Below are 22,015 nucleotides of genomic sequence, written 5' to 3' on the forward strand. Positions count from 1 at the left end.
ACCAATAAGAAATCTTTGAGATGCACCACACGCTCATTTTCATTCTTGGACAATGCTTAATTTACACGACTTTCAGCCTTAACTGAACCGTATTGTGATAAAATTACAAGACAAAATGCAGGAGTATATCGATAACGGTGCATCATTAGGCTGGTTAATTGATCGGCAAAATCGAAAAGTCTACATTTACCGTCCTAATCGAGAACTTGAAGTTTTGGAAAATCCCGAAGCAGTTACAGGTAATCCAGAATTACCAGGGTTTGTCCTACGGATGGCCAAAATTTGGTAATTAGAGTCTTCCTAATGAGAAACTTGTGTTTTCAGAACGCTAGGAATTGCTTCAAGTATTCGCTGAGAGTAAAGTGGTGTTCGTTGTTCGAGGAGCGATCGCATTACGCTACGCCATAATCTGTATACTGACGCTTGTATGGAGCTTGCAAACCCAAGACAATATCCTCTCGCGGTACTCCCATCATCACTAATTCCTCGGCTGGATTGCGATCGGTTAAATTCTGTTGCAGCCAGATTTTGCCATCTTTAATATCAAAATGGATCGCGCATCGATAAATACGATTAAATCCTTGCCAACCAACATTCATCCATTGATAATGATTGCGTTCTGTGTCTAAAATGAGTTGGACTTCGACATCGTTATCTGAGACATCATCACTGGCATATTTCGTCAATAATGTTTTCACCAATTCTTGATATTTGGCTAATTTATCCACTGTATAATCACCTCATTTTCCGGCTCATAAACAATTAACAAGACCTGATACTGTTTTATCGCAGTTTTAGTAAATTCAAGTTGAAAAAATGTTTTGTACGTATCTAATGGAACTGCTAAGTATAATACTCGCTCTGGTTCATATCCTGCTAACGCTAGAGGGTAACTCAGGAATTGTCCCAAGGCTGAATAAAAATCTGTAATTGCAGAGGGATTTAAAAAACTTTTGATTTCAATTGCTATTTTTTCATTTCCTTTTTCTGCGGCAATTATTTTCTCTGCACCTAAATCAATTTGTAAGTTGACTTCCCCAAATTTGAATTTTAATGGATCGCTTGTAATTATTCATTGTTCTTTTTGCAAAGCTTTTTTAACTGATTCATGAAAAATATCTTTTGCAGACACAGTTAGATTAATATTCCCCATTAATGAGAAACAGCTTTTTTCAGGATGCCAGGAATTCCCTCAAGTACTCGCTTGGCAACATCTTCAGGCGTATCTCCCTCTCGCTCGGTGATGTGCAAATCGGCTTGAGAGTAAAGTGGTGTTCGTTGTTCGAGGAGCGATCGCAACTTAGCTTTAGGATCGGCATCTTGCAGCAATGGCCTTGTGGTATCCTCAGCTAAACGGCTGTAAATTATCTCCACTGGTGTATCTAGCCACACTATCAAACCGTGGTGCAAGTAACCCCAATTTTCTCGCCGCAGTACAATGCCCCCACCGGTTGCGATAGTTAACTTTGTAAAAGCACAAACTTGTGAAAGTACGTCGCTTTCTAACTGGCGAAACCTGGCTTCACCCTCTTGGGCAAATAACTGATTGATAGATTTACCTGTTACTTGGGCAATGACATCATCGGTATCTACAAACCCATAACCCAGTTCTTTTGCTAGTAAGCGCCCTACTGTCGTCTTACCAACGCCCATAATACCAATTAAGTACAGGTTGACTCCTTGTAATAAGCTGCTCACCAGTTGCTTCGCTCCAATTATAAGTTTTGAGTGCTGAGTCACAGTTTTAAATTATAAACTCAACGATTCAATCTAGGACTTAAAAATACGGAGTTTTATATTGCGCAAACTCTAACATACTACTACACGACTTGATGCCGATATTAGTAATTTACGCAGGCATACAAAAACAAAATAAATCTCCAATTAATTTATTTTCAACAGATATCAAAGTTTTTCACTTTGTGTATCTCAAATTTACTTGTAGCTTTTATAACTTACAATTATTTTTAAAACCTTTAAATTCATTTTCTATTTAATAGAAACTAACTGTCATAATTACTGTTATTAATGTATTTAAAGTAACTTAAGCAAGAAATTAACGATTCTTCTGTGAAATTACTATCAGTAATAACCGATGAATTTATTAGGAATGTAGTAATTGTTCTGAAGTAACTAGGTAATTGCTGCATAGTAATGCCTATGCTTAACCAAAAAATTAACTTAGCTTGTTTGAAACTTTATCCAAACAATATCTGTCTATCTGAATAATCAGGGTTTTTACTCTGGTGGGTAATTTTAAGTATACAAAATACTGTGTTTCTAACAGCACAGGGTCGTTATTCTAAAAGTTCAGTTATAACAAGACCCACTCAATTAAATGTTTCTAATAAAGGTGTAAATAATGACTGATTTACCGCGATCGCCCAAAAAAAGCTTGCAAAGAAATTGAAGTTTAGACACAAAGACTACTGCATATTCCACCCCGATAAGCCTGAATGAATAAATATAGAATGAATGAGGTGTCAACCATGACTCGAATTCGTGACGTTGTAGAAAGAGCTTTAGCAACTGGATATTTGACAGTTGAAGCTGAAGATCAACTACGACAACTGTTGACTACTCGATATGACTTGGAAGATTTTAATGCTTTCATGACTTTGCAGGAAGCTGCCATGACTGGTAGGGTCAAGCAGGAGTCTAGAGAACGGTGTGGCATTAAATAGAGATGTCGCCTGCTACATCTCACCGACGGGGGCGTTTACCATCATCTTCAAAATCATCATCATCCTCAAAAAATTCCCAATCATCATCATCGGCTTGATTGGTAGTTGGCGGCTGGTAAGGGGGGATAATTACCCGGTAATCAGCATCGTAAATTGATTCAGTTTTTCCCGCAGCTGTATTTTTTGGCTCGCGGTAGCTGTAGGAGTAAACTGAACCAGACCGGGAACTGCTTTTGGCTTCTGATTGACGTTCGTAAGTTGTAGAATCTTTAGGTTGTTGAGCTTGAGAATCAGGAATAGGCGCTTCCTGTGAGTTTTCATCAAAGTTCCAATCATCTCCACTGCTATTTGTCTCCCAATCATCAAATCCCTCACTGCTAGGCTCTTCATTTTTACTAGCTGGTGGTGGAGGACTAGCAGGACGAGATGTCGGTTCTTCTCTTTGGGTTGCCTTCGCACGAGTTGAAGTGGCGGTTGCTCTGCTAGGAGTTTGGCGTTGTCCTGCCACAAAATAATTGGATAAATTAAATAAGGTAGCAATCAATATCGATGTGAAAGCACCAGTGACAGTACTGAACAAAATCCATATCGCTAGTGGTAATGGTTGAGTTCGCACGCCCAAAAATACTAGCGATAGGGCAGGTGAGAAATTTTGGACTAATAACAGCGTTAGTCCTCCCAGTACTGCCACCAATAAAATTAAGCGAATTACAGCCATAGCAATTTTGTCAGTTGTCAATTATCAGTGGTAAGTTGTCAATAGTCAGCGAGCAGTCTGGTTATTCTTCACTAATTACTGTTCGCTGACTACTGACACTATCAGCCATCTCTATCATTACCTTTTTAGGACTATTGTGAAATTTACAATAAATCCACTCAGGGTGTTAGCGACGACCTTGCCACCGCTGAATTGGAATACAGTCAATATCTAGTTGATCTAAAGCACGGGCAACTACAAAATCAACTAAATCCTCGATGGTTTGGGGATTGTGATACCAGGCGGGAATAGCGGGGACAACTCTAACTCCAACTTCTGCTAAAGAGGTTAAGTTACGCAGGTGGATGAGGCTAAAAGGCGTTTCACGCGGTACAATAACCAGCTTTCGCCCTTCTTTGAGTTGGACATCCGCTGCCCGTTCTAGTAAATCGGAACTCAAGCCAACTGCTAGCTTTGCAACCGTACTCATGCTGCATGGAATAATCATCATCCCCAGAGTGGCAAAGGAACCGCTGGCAATTCCGGCTCCGACATCGCTCCAAGGATGACACCGGAGTTTACCAGAAAGTGCAACACCAGCTTGCTCTCGCCAGAATTGTTCTTGCCCGGTTGGTTCTGGTGGCATCCGAATTTCCTGTTCTGACTGCCAAACCATGTAAGTTGATTTAGAGGCAACCAATTCAATGCTATACTCCGCTTCTAGCAAAAATTTGATCGCGCGAACAGCGTAAATCAGACCAGATGCGCCTGATACGCCTAAAATTAAAGGTTTAGTGTTATTTGACACGTAATTATTAGTGGATTTTACTCGTCCTCAGAGTAAGGATCTAGGTCATCAGGCTCCATATCATTTGGTAAGTAGAGGTCTGAAAGGTCGTCACGAGAATCATTGCCAGTTAAACCTTTGGCGACGCCATCGCTGCCGACTGTTACCAAATCAATTTGCTGGCGGTAGTAATCGACACTCTTAACTTGTACGGCGACGCGATCGCCTAATCTATAAGAAGCGCGATTTTTGCGCCCAAATAGTGCCTGTTGTCTGGCGCGATATTCATACCAATCATCTTTGAGAGAACTGACGTGTACCAATCCCTCTACCCGCAAAGGCACACCAGGATTACTGCTAGACTCCACTTCAGCCGCAGGCACTTCAATTTCCACAAAGAAACCGTAGGATTGAACCCCGGTAATCACGCCTTGAAATACCTGACCGATGCGTTGCTTCATCAGTTGGGCTTTTTGCAGTCCGGCTAAATCGGCTTCGGCTTCTTGGACTTCTTTTTCTCGGTCGTTGATTTGAACAATTACCCTAGTTAAATCGCTTTGCAGTTCTTGTTGCAATTCTGGGGGTAAAACGTTCCAGTTAATTTCCTCGTGGCTAGAGGAGTGGCGCAGGTTAACCCGCTCCCTGACACGGGTATTGCGGCGATCGCGTCCGTTTTCGAGTAGCGTGTAATACACTCTCTGCATCAGCAAATCTGGGAAACGCCGCAAGGGAGCGCTAAAGTGGACATATTGCGGTAGTGCCAGACCAAAGTGAGATCCTTTGGTGGTGCTGTACGCAGACGGCTTAAGTGTATCTTGTAACAAGTAAGTAAGAACTTGCTCAGAAGGAGATTCAGCAAAAGCTGTAGTCAAATGTTGGTAATCTAAAGGTTGGATATCGACTTCTGGATCTAATGTGAGGTCAACGCCTAAATTGACTGCCAATTTCAGCATTTCCTGGACATCTTCAACATCAGGAGTACCTTGAACTCGCCAGATAGCCGGAACACCAAGAGCATTTAAGTGAGTTGCGAATAGTTGATTAACTAACAGTACCAACTCCGTGAGTAGCGATCGCACTGGCAAATCATTCACCACCACAGCGCCGAGAATCCCCTCATCATAGTAGGCGTTTTGGCTGGGCGGCAGATTCAACTGGAGGCTTCCACGATTTAAGCGTACCTGTTTCACGGCTGTTTGCAAGGCTTGGAGGTCTTGCAGTATTTGGGAAACCTGCGATGATTTATCTTGAGCTTCACCTGTGAGAATTGCTTGGGCTTGTTCTGTAGTCAGTGCAGTCTCGACATTGATGACGCTGGGTTGGATTTCCCATTCCAGGACTTCTCCCGATTTGGGATCGATGGTAATTAAAAAAGAGATGGTTAAGCGATCGCTCCCAGGTATTAAAGAACAGCGTTCAGCCACAGTTGGGGGTAAAATTGGCAACACCAATTCTCCTAAATAGACTGATTTGCCTCGTTTGAGTGCTTCTCTATCTAAAGCTTCGTCAGGTTGGACATAGTGAGAAACATCAGTGATATGAACGCCCAAAAGCCAATTTCCGGCTAAGTTTTTTTCTAAACTAAAAGCGTTTTCGATAATTTTGGTATCGCCATTTACCCCTTCAATCGTGAAAGTAAACAAATTACGTAAATCTAGCCGATTTTTTAGGTCTGCTTTGAGGAGCTTTTTGGGCAACCTCGCAGCTGCTTCTAGAACATTATCTGGAAAAGTCCGGGAAAGGTCGTGTTTGCACGTAACTAAATCTATATCAGCAGCGGCTTCGGCATCACTGCCGAGGATTTGCACGACTCGACCAAGGGGAGGATATTGTGCCAACGGGTAACGCAAAACTTCCACATGAACCAGATGATCGATCGCTTCTTCTAACTTTGCCCCGTTAGGTTGAATCTTGAGTTCAAACAGTAAGCGATCGTCTAAAGGCACAGCCCGAAAACCAGTTTCCACCTGCTTGATTCGTGCCAGTAAAGTGTGGTTAGAGCGTTCGAGAATCAGCTTCACTTCCCCTTCGGGAGAGCGACGGCGACTGCCTTCTTTCAAAACCCTCACTAAAACGCGATCGCCATTCCAAGCATTACTTAGATGACTTTCGCGGATGTAAATATCCTCAGCGCCTTCCACATCTTGAATAGCAAAGCAAAAGCCTTTACTAGAACAACGGAGTTTTGCCTCGATTATTCCCTCTTCTGAGACACGGCGGTACTTGCCCCGTTCTTTTACTAAAATACCGATTTTTTCCAGAACATCTAAGGCAATGTGAAGTTTTTGTAAACTTTTTTCATCTTCACAGCCAAGTTTCTTTTCTAAAACCTTCCGAGCTACCAATTTATCATCGGTGAAATTGGCAAGGAGTGTAGCGATTGAAAATTCCATGCAGTGAACCGACCTTTGGTCAAAACATCATTTGTTGTTTAATCTGGTTCTTTTCTGTATACCCTCACGGCTTACAGAAACAAGCTGGAAACTAATTGCCCTGAAGCAAGCTTCCTAAGTTCTAAGGAAAGGAAGCCCGACCCAGTAAGAGTGGGAAACTACTCTCGCAGTTCCTTTGCAAAGAAGCCGACCCACGGACAACTCTGGGCGTTTACGAACTTCTCACTGCACAATGCTCTCAGAATTTGCCTGCGTTCAACTTCCTTCACCTAACCAAACTTAAGATTGCACGCCTGATTATAATTTAGCCCCGCTAGGTAATTACGCGACGGGTTTTTGAGAAGTTGGGTTTAGAGAATCCATACTGCCCAAAAGCGCTATGCAGGGGAGCCACTGTGGTTTTTTCTAAGGGGAGACGCTAAAAGCGTTAGCGAATCTGCGAGCGTCTGGGGTCTCCCCCTCCGGGTTCGGTAGTCCCTCTTTGTTGGGACAACAAGACCGGGCTACCTCACCAAGTGGAGCAAGTGGCGTGGAAACTACAGGTGTTTGATTGTCTAGAGAGAAGGTAATTTTACGCCATTAGACTCTGATTTTTAACTAGGAGGAACTGCTGGTGAACCCAATTTTCCCACATGTAGAATCGGTAACAATTAGGTAAGCAGCTTAATTAGCAGCGAGGGCGAACCTTATCTCCATTATTGTAGATTTAGAGCGCACTTCCAGAAAATAGTTCTAGATATCGAGTTGGGTAATCAGTATAGCATTGCAAGCAAGACTACCCAGATAAGTTAGCACTCACTAAAAATTTCGTCAAAAAAGAGCTACTGCTACAATTGGGACACCAGGCAAAGCAAGAATATCACCTTGACGGCTCAGAGCAGAGAATTATACCTACTCATCGCCTGCCAAGAAACTAATGACAGATAGTAAGCAATTAAAAATGAATAAAAGGGGAAAGGGGAAAGGGGAAAGGGGAAGGGATGAACAGGTCGCCCACAAGGGGCGAGGTTTTTACCTTCCCCATAAAATTTGGATTATTTCGCGCCACTTGCGGGCGAGGTTTTTACTTTTTCCCCTTCTTTATAAATGCAATATTGGCAGGCATCCTGAGTATCGAGTGGATGTAAATTAAAGTAAGGGCATCTGAGCTAGCTTGAATAAACAAGCAGTATCAACCCCGTTATTAAAAATATTTAGATTGGTAGCAGTATTATGTTGGCTCAATTCCAGAGCTTGTATCCCCAGGGCAGTTTGATTTCTGAATTAGTGCAAATTTTTCAAGGAAAATATATTGTTCGGGCAAGCGTGCAAGTTGAAGGCGTAACCCGTGCTACGGGTATGGCAGCAGCAGAAACAGTAGAAGCAGCAGAAGACCAAGCTAGAACCAGGGCGCTGATAGTTTTGGGTATTACAAACGCGCCACCAGAATCAGTGGCGTTGACCTCAAATCCAGTTCCCCCAGCACAGCTAAATCCTGACTTGAATACTAAAGGTGGATTGAGTCAGCCTGCTGCTTATTCCTCTCCAAAAGCTGAGGATTTTGTTAGTAGTCAGTGGCCAGCAGTCAGCGACAAAGAAATCTCTATACCGCCTTCCAAAGAACGGAACATCAAACCAGAAGTAGTAACAAGTAGTAACGAACAATACGGGTACAGCAATGCTGCGCCTCTAAACGATACCTATAGCCAGGATTTAGTCCAAAACTTTCCTGTGACTGCCAAGCAGGAGCTAGAATTCGATCCGCCAGTTGAGAACTTGGAAATAAATTTTGATAACCAGCCAGAAAATCAAACCTTTCCGGCAATTTCTGCCAATAATGTCACACCATTTACACCCCGGAGTTACAGCCCTCAAGAAAATGCCACTACCCCGTCAGTGACAGGAAAGAGAAAGAAAAAAGCTGAACCCGTAGATTTATCAGATGTAATTGCTAAAACAGATGTCGAACTTCAGCGTTTAGGCTGGACACCAGAACAGGGAAGGGAGCATCTGATTGAAACCTACGGTAAGCGCGGGCGGACTTTGCTGACTGAAGAAGAATTACACGGATTTCTCAAATACTTACAATCTCAGCCAGACCCAATAGCGGGATTTTGATTAGTCATTAGTCTTTTGTCCTTTGTCATTTGTCCTTTTAATTGCTAAGGGTCAATGACAAAAGACGTAGGCTATTGAAACAGTGACAGACTTATGAAACCTGTGAATTTTTCTGAAGTAATTGCTCAAATACATGTCAAAATCCAGCAATTAGGCTGGACAAGAGACCAAGTACGAGAACATCTCAAAAAAAACTATAGGGGGCATACTTTGCTGACAGAAGTCGAATTACTAGACTTCCTCCAATATCTTGCACCTCAACCGATATCAGGATTAGACGAAGTTCTGATTGCCAAAATTAATCTTGAAATCGAACGGTTATGTTGGACACGACAGCAGGTACGGGAACATCTTAAAAAAACTTATAGGAAGCGATCGCGTACTTTACTGACAGAAGTAGAATTACTAGACTTCCTTCAATATCTTACAACTCTACCTACACCAGCATTAGACGAAGTTCTGATTGCCAAAATTAATGTTGAAATCGAACGGTTATTTTGGACACAAAAGGAGGAAGAACAGTATTTCATAACAACATATAACAAGCCTGTTCGCACTTTGCTTACCCAGGAAGAATTACTGGATTTCCTCAGATACTTGGAATCTCACCCCATACCAGAAGACAACTCCGAGCTTTACGCAGAATATGAAGAGTTACAAGATTTTTCTAGTGATTCAGAAGAATCAGACAATATAATCACTAAAATGTTTCCTGTGCATTTATTGTATCCTGTAGATTTTTTTGAAGTACTGATTAAAACTGATGCTGAAATGCAGCGTTTAGGGTTGACAGTAGAGTGGGGACGGGAACATCTCATAAAAAATTATGGGGAGCGATCGCGTTTTTTGCTGACCGATGAGGAATTGCATGAATTTCTCCAATATCTCCAATCTCAGCCAGACCCAAGAGCAGGATTTTGATTTCCAACTTTTAAATCAAGTTTTGAACTTCTAAATCGAGTTTTGAACTTCTAAATCAGGTTTTTAAATCAAATAACCCCTCTTCAGTTATGAAAAGGGGTTATTTTTAGGGTTTAAGGAAATTAAAAGTGGTAAATCACCATTTACCAATCGTAACTATTAATTAACAGCAGCAACGGCTGGACGGCTACCGGCGGCGTGACGGTCAATCACTTGGTCAATCAAACCGTAGTCCTTGGCTTCCTCTGGCGACATGAAAAAGTCACGTTCAGTATCTTCAGCAATGCGCTCAATTGGTTGACCTGTATGTTCAGCTAAATAGTCATTTAGCCGCCGCTTGTGGTACAGAATTTCCCGCGCTTGAATTTCAATATCAGTCGCCTGTCCTTGAGCGCCGCCTAAAGGTTGATGAATCATAATCCGAGAATGAGGTAGACTCATCCGCTTACCCTTAGCACCCGCGCTGAGGAGAAAAGCACCCATACTCGCCGCCAATCCGGTACAAATTGTACAGACATCAGGGCGAATATGCTTCATAGTGTCAAAAATGCCCATACCAGCCGTCACCGAACCACCGGGAGAATTGATGTACATATAAATGTCTTTCTCCGGGTCTTCAGCATCCAAATACAGCAGTTGGGCAACAATCAAGTTGGCAATATTGTTATCAACTTGTTGTCCCAAAAAGATGATGCGCTCACGTAACAGCCGTGAGTAGATGTCAAAGGCGCGTTCACCTCGACCCGATTGTTCAATAACGATAGGAATCATGGAAGCGTGTTTGTGGCTACTTTAAATACATTTTATCGGTGACAGCACGAAACTGGGGCTGATCTCTACTATTCCCAAGTAGAGATAAGTAAATCTTGGCTATTCTGTCTGATTCAACAAAGGAGCAAATGTGCTTTTGCAATAGATTCAACCTCCAAGGGCACTTTTTAGCAACAACAGCTGTCCAAGAAAATATCCCGGTTTAGGGAAGAATAAATCAAAAAACTTCAATTGTCGCCAATCTTATATCTCGGACTTTGCTGTACAACCTTGGCGATGTATTGACTAGACCGATAACCGAAATCCGATTTGCTTAGGGAATGATGTTAACTAGCAGTAACATTTTAAACATTTTTTTAGGATTTCCTTCGGCATTTATCAAGTTATTTTTGTTAGATTCGGTAAATCGGGAGTACGAGGTGTATTCAGAATAACCAGTCACAGTTGAAATGCTATCCATTCACAAGAGACGTGCCATGTTGGAAAAACTTATACAAGCCGCCATCATCACCTTCTTGCTCCATCTGATAGCAGGACTTAGCCCAAATACTTTAATACAAACAAAGACAGCATCACCTATGCAAGAAACGCCACCAAATATTGTTAGCTTGCTATTGCGATCTTTTCAATAAGAATGTTTCATAGGTTGCAGTGATGCAAGTAATAAGGCGTACATAAACCCAATTATTAGGGACTGACAAAAAATAAATTATCCCAAATTATTTGTAGATTTGTAGAGGCACAAGGCCTTGCGCCCCTACGTTCGCTGAAAGTCCCTTATATAAAGATAATTAATTGCCTTGTAGTTAGCGCTGGCTACAAAACTGCATTTTTTTACACCAACTTATTTAGGCGAGATTAAAAACAAAGGGATAACTTGCTCGTTGAGTTTCTTACTAAATGTATATAGCTGTCTAGGCTCACACTCCTGAGAACAGGCTAGACTGAGCAAAGAAGGCAACTACTTGCGTTTGATTATGACTAATCGCCTTGCTGAAGCTAAGAGCCTCTATCTCCGCAAACACGCCGAAAACCCCATTGATTGGTGGCCTTGGTGTGATGAAGCACTTGCAACTGCAAGGGCGCAAAATAAACCGATTTTTCTTTCCATTGGCTATTCTAGTTGCCACTGGTGTACTGTCATGGAAGGCGAGGCTTTTTCTGATATTGCGATCGCTGACTACATGAATACCAATTATCTTCCCATCAAAGTAGACAGGGAAGAAAGACCAGACCTCGATAGCATCTATATGCAAGCTTTGCAGATGATGAGCGGTCAAGGGGGTTGGCCTTTAAATATTTTTCTTTCCCCAGAAGATTTAGTGCCGTTTTACGCTGGTACTTATTTTCCTGTAGACCCCCGCTATGGTCGTCCGGGATTTTTGCAAGTTTTGCAAGCGCTTCGCCGTTATTACGATACAGAAAAAGCGGACTTACAACAACGTAAAGCCTTAATTGTTGAGTCTCTGCTCACGTCTGCGGTGTTGCAAGACGGTACAACAACCGAGCTTGAAGACCATGAATTACTCCGCCAAGGTTGGGAAACTTGTACAGGTGTAATTACTCCTAGTCAATCTGGCAACAGTTTTCCGATGATTCCCTACACAGAATTAGCTCTGCGGGGAACTCGATTTAATTTCAAATCTCGCTATGATGGCAAGCAAATTTGTACCCAGCGGGGACTAGACTTAGCGCTGGGCGGCATTTATGACCATGTAGCGGGTGGTTTTCATCGCTATACTGTTGACTCGACTTGGACAGTACCCCACTTTGAAAAGATGCTCTACGACAATGGACAGATTGTCGAGTATCTGGCTTCTTTATGGAGTGCAGGAATACAAGAGCCAGCCTTTGAGAGAGCGGTTGCTGGGACTGTGCAATGGCTGAAGCGGGAAATGACTGCGCCTGAAGGTTACTTCTATGCTGCTCAAGATGCCGATAGCTTCACTGAATCCACGGCGGTAGAACCAGAAGAAGGAGCCTTTTACGTCTGGAGTTACAGCGAATTACAACAACTGTTAACGCCTGAAGAATTAACGGAATTACAACAACAGTTTACGGTAACACCTAACGGCAACTTTGAAGGACGTAATGTTTTGCAAAGACGCCATTTAGGTCAACTAAGTGCAACGCTGGAAACGGCACTGAGTAAGCTGTTTACAGTTCGTTATGGCGTTAATTCTGAGTCGCTGGAAACTTTTCCCCCGGCTCGGAACAACCAGGAAGCAAAAACCACTAACTGGCCAGGTCGCATTCCCTCGGTGACAGATACAAAGATGATTGTCGCCTGGAATAGCTTGATGATTTCTGGGCTAGCTAAGGCTGCTGGGGTTTTCCAACAACCTTTGTATCTGGAATTAGCAGCACGAGCGGCAAATTTTATTTTGGAAAATCAGTTTGTCGATGGGCGTTTCCAGAGACTCAATTATCAAGGAGAACCAACTGTTTTAGCGCAGTCTGAAGATTACGCTTTGTTTGTTAAAGCTCTCTTGGATTTACAAGCTTGCAACCCTGAGCATAAGCAATGGTTAGAAAATGCGATCGCTATCCAAGATGAATTTAACGAATTTCTCTGGAGTGTAGAATTAGGTGGATACTATAACACATCAAGCGATTCTAGTCAAGATTTAATTGTTAGAGAGCGCAGTTACGTAGATAATGCTACACCGTCAGCTAATGGAATTGCGATCGCTAACCTTGTCCGTCTCGCCTTACTTACTGATAATCTAGATTATTTAGATTTAGCAGAACTTGGTTTAAAAGCTTTTCGGAGTGTGATGAATCGCGCTCCCCAAGCTTGTCCTAGTTTATTTACAGCGTTGGATTGGTATCGTAATTCTACTTTGATTCGTAGCACCACTGAGCAAATAAACTCTCTGATCCCCAAGTTTTTACCAACGGCTGTGTTTGCCATAACATCTGATTTACCAGAGGGAAGCGTTGGGTTAGTTTGCCAAGGTTTAAAATGTCTTGCACCAGCAGAAAATGTAGAGCATTTATTGCAGCAAGTGGAGAAAAGTCAGAATAGAGGGTAATTTTTAATTCGTAGCGGTTTTTAAACGCAGAGGGACGCTGAGGAAAGCGCAGAGGTACGCAGAGTTTTTTAAGAGAATTTGCTACGAACTTACAAAATTATGACTAACCAAAGCGAATTAACAGCAATTGTGTTAGCTGGCGGAAAAAGTTCTCGCATGGGTAAGGATAAAGCCTTAATTCCCATTGAAGGAGTACCGTTATTGCAGCGAGTTTGTGGGATTGCTCAAAGCTGTGCTGATGTTGTTTATGTAGTAACTCCCTGGCCAGAACGCTATCAAGACTTGCTTTTGCCTGGTTGTCAGTTTATCCGAGAAGTACCTTTATCTGGAGAATCTTTAGCCCACGGGCCTTTAGTTGGATTTGCTCAAGGACTAGCCGAAGTCGAGACAGAATGGGTGTTGTTGCTAGCTTGCGATTTGCCGAGGTTGCGAGTTGAGGTGTTGCAAGATTGGATAACTAGACTCGATGGCGTGGGGGATAATGCGATCGCAGCTTTAGCTTGTCATCCCAAAGGCTGGGAACCTTTGTGTGGTTTCTATCGCCGTAGCTGTTTGCCACAACTCCTAGAGTTTATCAACCAAGGCGGGCGATCGTTTCAGCAGTGGCTTCGGCAATATCCAGTAGAAGTTTTGCCCTTAGCAGAACCCGAAATGCTATTTAACTGTAATACACCAGAGGACTTGGCTTTAAATTGAGTTGAAAAGTGGGGACTTAATCCAATATGGTTCGGTTAAAGGGGAAAGGGACTCATGTTTTGAATACATCCTTTCCCTTTACCCGCAAACCCATTCCCCAGACCATAAGGAAAGTGAAAAATGCTTATCTGAACTATATTGGGACTTAATCGTGAACTGAACCTACGGAAACTCTGGTAATAAATTCATTTTTCGTATATCGAACAGAATTCAGTTGGGTATTCTATGACACTTCTCTACGAGACGCTGTGCGTATGCTTGGAGCGAGTCTACATCCGCACAGCGTCTTGTAGAGAGCGTCTTGATTCTAAATTCTGAATTCTGACTCCTAAATTCTTGCCTATTCAATGTTTTAGCCCTAACGTGGAACTGCTAACTATATGTATTAAGGATGTTAGGAGGAATCATGGGGCAGACACAGGAGCTAGGACAGATTATCATCCTGAATGGTGTCCCGCGATCGGGGAAGTCGAGCATTGTCGCAGTGATTCAGGAGACATTTGATGGTCTGTGGATGAATTTGGGTGTTGATAGATTTATGCAAATGACTCCCGCACGATACCTGCCTGGGATCGGTCTGCGGCCTGGGGGAGAACGCCAGGACATCGAACCCTTTGTTCCCATTCTGTACAGCGCTATGTATGAGTCTATCGCTGCCCACAGCCGCTTGGGTCTGAATGTCGTAGTTGATGTCGGACACCATGACGCCTACGCAATAGAGCGGGGCATTCTAGCTGATAGTGCCCGACGTTTGAAAGGATTGCCGGTCTTGTTCGTAGGCGTTCGCTGCCCCATCGAGATCGTTATGGAACGACGACAAAACACGGGGTGGAATGTGGGAAGTACAGCTGACTCCCCGATACCACATCCGGTTCAGTTATGGCAACGTGAAGTCCACATCCCTGGCATCTATGACCTTGAAGTGGATACCTCTTTGTTAAGCCCAGGTGCGTGTGCTGAGATGATACGCCAGTACCTCGCAGATAGTCCAGCACCGTCGGCATTCCAACGACTCGCTACACACTATACTTAAGCTGTAATTATGACTGTGTTAACTATATTTGGTATAAATTTGTAAAGTGTGTGACTCTATCAGTTAAAAGTTGAAAGGGAAATTCAATCCCTTTTTACTAATTCTGCAAGAAGTCTACTTAATTCGACAGAATTTGCGATCGCTATCATTCTGAGGATATTGCCAAGAATAGGCGAAGTGGCTAACTCCCTTTAATTGGGGGGCAAATTGGCGGAGTGCTTGCATTTGTACTTCTAGGGATGGACGATTACTAACAGATTTTCCCCACTGACCGGCTAAAGCTGGGATTATCTGCGTACCCGGTTTTGCCATACTCAAAACCCGTTGCACTTGGGACACGATACAACTAACATTACCGCAATTCCCATAAGCCATAGGATGCCACTCTAATGTATTGGGGAAACGATCCCAAGGTTGCAAACGGGAATCATACCCTTGTCCAACAGTTTGGTTGCCATCAGGAAAAAATACCACTCCTGTAGAAACACCTTGCTGTTTTGCTGGGTAACTAGCGATGGTGACAAAATCTAGAATTCCTTGCATAGCATGGGCAACGGCAAGCTGCCACAACTCCCATTGTAAAATTGGTTGTCTATCGGTTGCAGACAGGATTGACTTTTGCGCTAGTGGGATGCGTCCTTGCCAAAGAGGTTCTCCTTCCTGGGGATAAAGTTTATCAACTTCAGCTACATCTCCCCCAGTGACGAATCCCTTACTCAAAAAGCGGCGAATTAAGTCCAGCGCTTTGTAATTCTGTGCCCGTTTAAATAAAGCTTCTTGGGTTGCAGGGCTAAATAGCCATAAATCTGAAACTTTGGTGGCGATAGAATCACTTCCCGCTTGGCGGGGATAACGCACGTAATCCAATAGCAAGCCATCTGGGCGACGGCGCAAAACTTCTTGTACCAATTGGTAGTAATCGCGCTTTGCTTGCAGGTTGTAGGGGTCGATAAATACTTGAGAGCCGTTATCTACTACGTATAAACTTGTTTGACCTTTGCCATTACGAGCGATCGCACCTTCTCTATCTGGGCGTAAGGCGTAAGTATAGCCGAAATTTGTGGTAAACATCCAGGCATATACCTTCAAACCACGTTGCCGACCTTTTTTTATTGCTGTGGCAAGTATATCGGTGTTTTCTGTCCCTGGTGTACGAATCACAGCAGGCCAAACCGTCGGGTTAGCTTTTGCTGGTAATAGTACCTGCCCATCGTAAAATACTTCTAAATAAACTTGGTTATAGCCACCATTAACAATCCGATCCATAACCTGATCGATTATTCCTGGCTGAATGTCACAGGGATACAAGCGTAACCAAATGGCTTGGGTTTGCGGCCAAGTTCGAGACCGACATTGCTTTAATTTCTGCGCCTGTTCTTGTATTATGCTTTGGTAGCGTGTTTGAGCATCTTGTTTGCCTTTGAGCGCTGACAAACGTAAGTTTTCTTTTTGTTGCGCCGCTGCTGATGATAACTGACAATACTCAGTTACTTGCGCCCTTGCTGGTTCGCTTCTCAAGTTGGGGAGCAACAAACTACTAGTAAAAACAACAGCGAATAAGCGCCGCCAAAATAATATCGATCTTGCAACCTTCAAGGGACAGTTAGACATACCTACCAGTAGATGAACAAATTCAAAAGAGTTTCAGACAGGGATTTAAATTCCGACTGTAACTTGCTTACCACAGGGTAACTGAGCAAAGACGGAGTGGCTCTAACTCTGAGCTACGTGTTGACGTTCGGTCTTAAAGCCTTTAATTTGCGATAATCATCGATCCCAACTCAAATAATTGTGGGCAACGTGTATCGAATTATATAGTTAAATACTAAGGGTTTTAAAACCTATTTTTTTAAGACTCTCAAAGGTCTATTTCTGTTGCCGTATTCTTGTATAGCGGTTTCCAGTGCATGAAGTAGATATTAAAACTTCACCCTCAATATGAATGCATCGGCTTGCATTATGACAGCAGTTTTCAAGTAAATGAGCTATAAAATGCAGGACTTACGCAAAAGAGTAGACTTCTTGCATAAGTCGGGAAAAGGGAAAGGGGGAAGGGGAAAAGGTTCTGTATTATCCCCTTCCCCTTTAACCTTTACCCTTTTCCCCTCTCTTGCAAAAAGCACTTTTGCAAGAGGTTTAGTTTCTGCCTCCTGCCTCCTGCCTCCTGCCTCGTGCCCGGTTGTTGAGCGTAGTCGAAACACTGCCTCCTGCCTTCTACCTTCTGCCTCCTGCCTTGACAAACAAAATAGTCAGGAATCAAAAGTTTTGACACCTGACTATTGATGATGGAGTAAGCAATAGTTAATAGCTAACCGCCACGTTTCAACGCCGTCTCTACCTGTTGCAACTCTTTTTCTAAACGATTTTTGAGTTTTTCGGGTACGGGACGATTTGGGTAAGAACTGTAGTGTCCAGCTAGGGAATTGAGGGCTGTTCGTATGGTTGTAAACGAGCCAAGACCAGAAACAGAGTTAACCCGCTGGTAGCGAGCTGAAAAGTCATTAATTTTTTGACGCGCTTCTGCTTGAATGGCTGCCTTGTCTGGTGAATCTTGTGAAAGATCCAGAGCTTGTCTCATAATATTGACCACAGCTAAGGTGTCTTGACGATAATCCCCAGTCAAACTATCTGGACTGCCAGAACAACCCATTAAGCCGATAGCTACAACCAAAACCAGCGCAAGCAAACGCGACCAATAGCGCTTCATCTGCATAAGTAAAACAATACGTAAATCAACGTCCATCCTATCTTGGATTGGTAACTTGGGGATCAATTGAGTGAGGAGTGAAGAGTAGGGAGTAGGGAGCAGGGTTGTTTCACTCCCTCAAAGCTCCTAATCTACAAGCATCTTGGGCAAAAATCAGGTGATTAAAAAATCTGAAAAAATCTGATTGGACAATTATCATTGCTATGTTTTCTCTGGGAAGTTATAGAATTAGAGGCTGATAGGATTTAATCAACTAAATTTCTCTGCCTCAATCTTTGCAATTTCAGCATCGTAATACATATCATCAACCACAAAAAACCGACTCCATAACCTGCAATTATATCTGTGGGCCAATGGACTCCTAAATATAAGCGGCTGATACCAATAGCAGCAATTAAAATAACCGTCAAACTGTAAATAATTTTGGCAAAATTAGGATAGTGAATTGCTAATTCGTAAGCAATAAAGCCATAAAGCACCATAGAACCTAGTGCATGACCGCTAGGAAAACTAAAAGATTTTTCAGAAATCAATTGATGCCAGAGTTCCGGGCGAGGTTTAGAAAAAAACAACTTTAGCCCTGTATTTAAAATTAACCCTCCCAAGCAAACAAGTACAAAAATTTTTGCTTCTTCTCGGTAACGTTGCCACCAAAGTAACAAGAAAGTTGCGCCTGCAACTATAACCACTGTACTAGGATTACCAAGATTTGTAATAAACAGCATTAAATTATCTAAATGCGGATTAGCAAACTGATGTAGCCATAACAAAAAACTAGTATCAAATGCAAAAGCTTCTCGCTCCAAAACCTCTTCAGCTAATTTTGCTAAAACAAAAAGTATGAGCAGACAACTAGCAAGTCCAACAATACCAACTGTGGCAATTAAGGGAGCAAAACGAGGATGTATATGACGCAACCAGAAACTAGAAATTTTTCGGAGCATACTTAAATTTTATTCATCATTAGAAGTCTTAGCCATTATTAGTTTTTTCTGATTTAGAGTTGTAAATATAATACAAACTCCAAGTATTGACACAAGGACTATGGATGAGCCGATAGTTCCAAAATCGAGTCCACCTTTTGCGTGTGGTTTTGTCATAATATCCCCCAGTGTTGCACCAAATGGTCGTGTTAGGACAAACGCAATCCAAAACAACATGACTTGGGAAATTTGGGTATAATAATACGCTGCCAATACTAAGGCAAGCAAACCAGCAATTAGGAGCGCTCCTCCTGCAAATCCAAGTCCAGAAGTATCAGCTAGGAAATCGCCCAAGGCAGTTCCCAAAGTATTTGAAAATAAAATTGCAGTCCAATACAGCAACTCAATTTTAGGTGTTTTAATGTTATTAACGGATAGAGATCCAACACTAAATCGCCAGAATAACAAAATAGCCAAGAGAATGGTGACTAAAATTGTAGTCCCCGCAGCGTAGCCCAGACCTAAAGTGCGATCCATGTAATCTGACATTGTTGTACCAGCTGTACTGGTTGAAAGAATGACAGTCCAATAAAGTAATGGGTGATAGCTTTTCGATATCAATTGAGACACAAGAGTAGTTAAAAACACCCCAATTAATATCATGGAGCTAATTGCATAGCCGACATTTAGCGTCATCGATAAAAGGTCTCCTGCCGTCTCTCCCAGAGTTGTGGCACATATCTTCATGATCCAAAAGAAGGCAGTGATTTGTGGAAGTTTACTCATTTTAGCTCCTACTTACTGTCGGGTTATGATAATTTATTGGAACTTACGATTTCACCGTAGTGGAAAGAGTCAATAACCACCAAATTAACAGATTACAAACATAAAAATGCTCAAGATCGAGAAGGCGATCGCTAATTAGTCTTGTCGGTCAATCGGCTGTAAAGCTAATTTCTTTTGTTTAAGGCTTAAGTAAATAACCAGGCTGACGATTATAGAAAGAAAAAGTATACTGGTTCCGACAGTACCAAAACCAAAACCACCATTTGTAGGAGATTGGGATAGTAAATCACCTATCGATGCTCCAAGTGGACGAGTCAAGATGTAAGCTAACCAAAATGCTAAAACTGCATTCATCCACAAGTAATAATAACTGATCGCTATAATTGCAATTAAAGCACCAAATACCAGTGCTGATTGTGTATAACCTAATCTCAAAGACTCTGCCAATAGGTCTCCTGTTGCAGTGCCCAAGGCAAAGGTAAACAAAACAGCTACCCAATAAAAAAGCTCTCTTTTAGCTGTATTGATGGAGTGCATCGCTAATGTCTTTTCGTTTGAATACCAGAACGCAAAAACTGCTAACAAGGAACAACTAAAAATTACAGTAGTTGTTATCAAACTAACTCCAAGCTCGTCTACTAATCTATCAGTAATCAATGTGCCAACGATACTTATCAAAACAACCACAAACCAGAAACTTGCTGGAACATAACGTTTAAGCTTAAACTGATTCAACAGTGCAATCAGTAACACGCTGCTCATGATGTAAGATGTAATGCCTAAACCAAGGTTCAGGGTTGCTGACAGAAAATCTGCTGCGGTTTCACCTACTGTGGTTGCCAAAACTTTAATAATCCAGAAGTAAATTGTAACCTCTGGAACCCTGTTTAGAATCTTATTCATATTCTTTATCCTTCTTAATTTTTCCATAGAAGTGAGATGACATCACATCTTAAAGTTATCTGTGTTGTCAGAAATTACTGAGTGATTGTACTTTACACAGGAAAAGTCAAGAAATAGTCAAGATTTTATTGAAAAAGTAATTTTCTCCTAATATAGGCACTAGGAATAACTGAAATGTCTCATTAAAAATTAATTTCAACACTTGATATTAAATTTGTTAAATTAAAACCAATCTTGACTATTTCTTGACTTTTATTACCTACAGTGAAAATACAAACCCAGACTTCAAGGGATTTTACAAGTATGAAGACTTCAACAAAAATTATTTTGGCAGCAGCTTTTGTTGGTACTTTGGGATTTGCTGGATTGTCGAGAGTTGTTTCTGCAAAACAACCACAATCTTTCGTAGCAATTGCACGTCAGCATCATAGTGCTATCCAAGTTGCTGAAGCCAGTGATGGAGACGGTGAAACCAACGATGATGCACAAGAAGCGGCAAAACTGCAACCGCTAGCTAAAATTACAGCACAACAAGCACAGCAAGCAAGTGAAGCATCGGTGCGAGGTAAAGCCAAAAGCGTCAAACTCGAAAATGAAGATGGCAACTTAATTTATGCTGTAGAAATTGGTCAGCAAGAAGTTACAGTAGATGCTGGTAACGGCAAAGTTCTCTATGTTGAAAATGCCAATCAACAAGATGAGAAGAATGAAGCTACTCGTCCCAAGAGTAGTATTCAAGTTAAAGAAACTAGTGATGGCGATCGCGAAACCAATGATGATGGTAAGTAAGTAGAAAACTTAAAATCACATTACCTTAGTTGCCAGTATATAAGCCAGTAAAAAACTGTTGTAGCGCATACTAAATAAACTTTATGAAAACAAGGTAGAAGGATATGGGAACTAATTTATATGTTGCTATTGGGCATAGTCTGGACACAATTCAGATTTCTAATTTACCAACATCCCTAAACCAGTACTTTGCAGATCATATTGACAAAATTCAGATGCGGATAAGTCATGGTTATTCTGGTAATCTGTTGAACAGGGACAACAATGATTGGGTTTGGGAGCTAGTTGATGAGTTAGACTGGGATGCTCCTCATGAATTAGAAGGTGAAAATTTTTGGACTTGGATCGACAAGCCAAAACCTACTGAATCATTTGAACAATATTTGCAGGAAAATGGATATCTCTATATAAATGGCCCCTACTGTATGTCTATGTTTATTGGAAGGCGAGTAGCTATTCTAAGCACAGATGTTCATTGGGATCACTTTTTGTTTGACGAAATTGTTCAGACAGATATGCGTTGTTTTTCCCACTTTCTAATGAAGTTCTTTGGTAGTTATATTGCTGTATATATGCCAGATGACATTTCACCTACTGGTGACGCTGTTCATAATTGCCTGCATCAGGAATGGGATCTCGATCAAATGCTTTCTTGGTTGAAGAGCCAAAAGCCACCAGCCCAGTCTATCCAAACTATGATAAAAACTGTTTCCTACCAGATGACAGCGTGCTGGAAAGCAGAGGGCTACTACGTAGATGATTTTGCTAAATTTATTGCATGGTTGGGATGAAC

At 42.0% G+C, this 22,015-nt stretch carries 21 protein-coding genes and 1 pseudogene; 10 read left to right on the plus strand and 12 right to left on the minus strand.

All coding sequences use genetic code 11. The features are described from left to right. Positions 1-103 precede the first annotated feature (103 nt). A pseudogene (locus V7K45_RS24540) lies at positions 104-289 on the plus strand (Uma2 family endonuclease); the annotation flags it as partial. Positions 290-392: 103 nt separating this feature from the next. Here the strand turns inward: V7K45_RS24540 and V7K45_RS24545 are convergent. The 3 genes from V7K45_RS24545 to V7K45_RS24555 form a co-directional block, all read right to left on the minus strand. Continuing rightward, positions 393-728 (minus strand): XisI protein, encoded by a 336-nt coding sequence (locus V7K45_RS24545; protein ID WP_335007568.1) that lies wholly within the window; start codon positions 726-728, stop codon positions 393-395. After that, the gene (locus V7K45_RS24550) at positions 716-1,072 is read right to left on the minus strand and encodes an element excision factor XisH family protein (RefSeq protein ID WP_335007743.1); all 357 of its coding nucleotides are present in this window, start codon (positions 1,070-1,072) and stop codon (positions 716-718) included. The genes V7K45_RS24545 and V7K45_RS24550 overlap by 13 nt, the downstream gene beginning before the upstream one ends. An 80-nt stretch (positions 1,073-1,152) precedes the next feature. Next, on the minus strand, positions 1,153-1,698 hold the full coding sequence (locus V7K45_RS24555; RefSeq protein WP_335007569.1) for a shikimate kinase: 546 nt from the start codon (positions 1,696-1,698) through the stop codon (positions 1,153-1,155). A 791-nt stretch (positions 1,699-2,489) separates the two neighbouring features. On the opposite strand from V7K45_RS24555, the gene V7K45_RS24560 reads away from it, so the two are divergent. Continuing rightward, complete coding sequence (locus V7K45_RS24560) at positions 2,490-2,684, plus strand: hypothetical protein (RefSeq protein ID WP_194042092.1); 195 nt, start codon at positions 2,490-2,492, stop codon at positions 2,682-2,684. A 19-nt stretch (positions 2,685-2,703) separates the two neighbouring features. Here V7K45_RS24560 and V7K45_RS24565 read toward each other — a convergent pair whose 3' ends face one another. From V7K45_RS24565 to V7K45_RS24575, 3 genes are all read right to left on the minus strand, one after another. Continuing rightward, the gene (locus V7K45_RS24565) at positions 2,704-3,402 is read right to left on the minus strand and encodes a LapA family protein (protein WP_335007744.1); all 699 of its coding nucleotides are present in this window, start codon (positions 3,400-3,402) and stop codon (positions 2,704-2,706) included. Positions 3,403-3,568: 166 nt separating this feature from the next. Next, positions 3,569-4,189, minus strand: a complete 621-nt coding sequence (locus V7K45_RS24570; protein WP_194042094.1) for a flavin prenyltransferase UbiX — start codon at positions 4,187-4,189, stop codon at positions 3,569-3,571. A 17-nt stretch (positions 4,190-4,206) separates the two neighbouring features. Then, the gene (locus V7K45_RS24575) at positions 4,207-6,561 is read right to left on the minus strand and encodes a ribonuclease R family protein (protein WP_335007570.1); all 2,355 of its coding nucleotides are present in this window, start codon (positions 6,559-6,561) and stop codon (positions 4,207-4,209) included. A 1,212-nt stretch (positions 6,562-7,773) separates the two neighbouring features. Here V7K45_RS24575 and V7K45_RS24580 point away from each other — a divergent pair. Together V7K45_RS24580 and V7K45_RS24585 are read left to right on the plus strand one after the other, a co-directional pair. Continuing rightward, positions 7,774-8,658 carry a hypothetical protein gene (locus tag V7K45_RS24580; RefSeq protein WP_335007571.1) on the plus strand — a complete coding sequence of 295 codons (885 nt, stop codon included), beginning with the start codon at positions 7,774-7,776 and terminating at the stop codon, positions 8,656-8,658. A 93-nt stretch (positions 8,659-8,751) separates the two neighbouring features. Then, entirely contained in the window at positions 8,752-9,579 is an 828-nt protein-coding gene (locus V7K45_RS24585; RefSeq protein ID WP_335007572.1) for a hypothetical protein, read from the plus strand. A gap of 159 nt (positions 9,580-9,738) precedes the next feature. Here the strand turns inward: V7K45_RS24585 and clpP are convergent, their stop codons facing one another. Then, the gene (gene clpP / locus V7K45_RS24590) at positions 9,739-10,350 is read right to left on the minus strand and encodes an ATP-dependent Clp endopeptidase proteolytic subunit ClpP (RefSeq protein WP_335007573.1); all 612 of its coding nucleotides are present in this window, start codon (positions 10,348-10,350) and stop codon (positions 9,739-9,741) included. Between the two features lie 476 nt (positions 10,351-10,826). On the opposite strand from clpP, the gene V7K45_RS24595 reads away from it, so the two are divergent. The 4 genes from V7K45_RS24595 (at position 10,827) to V7K45_RS24610 (ending at position 15,114) form a co-directional block, all read left to right on the plus strand. Then, complete coding sequence (locus V7K45_RS24595) at positions 10,827-10,982, plus strand: hypothetical protein (protein ID WP_179065022.1); 156 nt, start codon at positions 10,827-10,829, stop codon at positions 10,980-10,982. Positions 10,983-11,327: 345 nt separating this feature from the next. After that, positions 11,328-13,385, plus strand: coding sequence for a thioredoxin domain-containing protein (locus tag V7K45_RS24600; protein ID WP_335007574.1), 2,058 nt, complete (start codon positions 11,328-11,330; stop codon positions 13,383-13,385). Positions 13,386-13,484: 99 nt separating this feature from the next. Continuing rightward, a complete protein-coding gene (locus tag V7K45_RS24605) occupies positions 13,485-14,081 on the plus strand; it encodes a molybdenum cofactor guanylyltransferase (protein WP_335007575.1) in 597 nt (198 codons plus the stop codon). A 406-nt stretch (positions 14,082-14,487) separates the two neighbouring features. Next, complete coding sequence (locus V7K45_RS24610; RefSeq protein WP_335007576.1) at positions 14,488-15,114, plus strand: chloramphenicol phosphotransferase CPT family protein; 627 nt, start codon at positions 14,488-14,490, stop codon at positions 15,112-15,114. A 114-nt stretch (positions 15,115-15,228) separates the two neighbouring features. Here V7K45_RS24610 and V7K45_RS24615 read toward each other — a convergent pair whose 3' ends face one another. The 5 genes from V7K45_RS24615 to V7K45_RS24635 form a co-directional block, all read right to left on the minus strand. Further along, complete coding sequence (locus V7K45_RS24615; protein ID WP_335007577.1) at positions 15,229-16,725, minus strand: family 10 glycosylhydrolase; 1,497 nt, start codon at positions 16,723-16,725, stop codon at positions 15,229-15,231. 697 nt (positions 16,726-17,422) lie between these two features. Then, positions 17,423-17,827 (minus strand): photosystem II protein Psb27, encoded by a 405-nt coding sequence (gene psb27 / locus V7K45_RS24620; RefSeq protein WP_335007745.1) that lies wholly within the window; start codon positions 17,825-17,827, stop codon positions 17,423-17,425. 239 nt (positions 17,828-18,066) lie between these two features. Then, a complete protein-coding gene (locus V7K45_RS24625) occupies positions 18,067-18,765 on the minus strand; it encodes a phosphatase PAP2 family protein (RefSeq protein WP_335007578.1) in 699 nt (232 codons plus the stop codon). Between the two features lie 9 nt (positions 18,766-18,774). Then, positions 18,775-19,530: a COG4705 family protein gene (locus V7K45_RS24630; RefSeq protein ID WP_335007579.1), complete on the minus strand. Its 756-nt coding sequence runs from the start codon at positions 19,528-19,530 to the stop codon at positions 18,775-18,777. A gap of 135 nt (positions 19,531-19,665) precedes the next feature. After that, positions 19,666-20,460 carry a COG4705 family protein gene (locus tag V7K45_RS24635; protein ID WP_335007580.1) on the minus strand — a complete coding sequence of 265 codons (795 nt, stop codon included), beginning with the start codon at positions 20,458-20,460 and terminating at the stop codon, positions 19,666-19,668. Between the two features lie 276 nt (positions 20,461-20,736). On the opposite strand from V7K45_RS24635, the gene V7K45_RS24640 reads away from it, so the two are divergent. Both V7K45_RS24640 and V7K45_RS24645 read left to right on the plus strand, forming a co-directional pair. After that, the gene (locus V7K45_RS24640) at positions 20,737-21,222 is read left to right on the plus strand and encodes a PepSY domain-containing protein (RefSeq protein WP_335007581.1); all 486 of its coding nucleotides are present in this window, start codon (positions 20,737-20,739) and stop codon (positions 21,220-21,222) included. 104 nt (positions 21,223-21,326) lie between these two features. Then, on the plus strand, positions 21,327-22,013 hold the full coding sequence (locus tag V7K45_RS24645; RefSeq protein WP_335007582.1) for a hypothetical protein: 687 nt from the start codon (positions 21,327-21,329) through the stop codon (positions 22,011-22,013). Positions 22,014-22,015: the final 2 nt, after the last annotated feature.

The organism is Nostoc sp., assembly GCF_036917375.1.
Lineage (GTDB): Bacteria > Cyanobacteriota > Cyanobacteriia > Cyanobacteriales > Nostocaceae > Nostoc.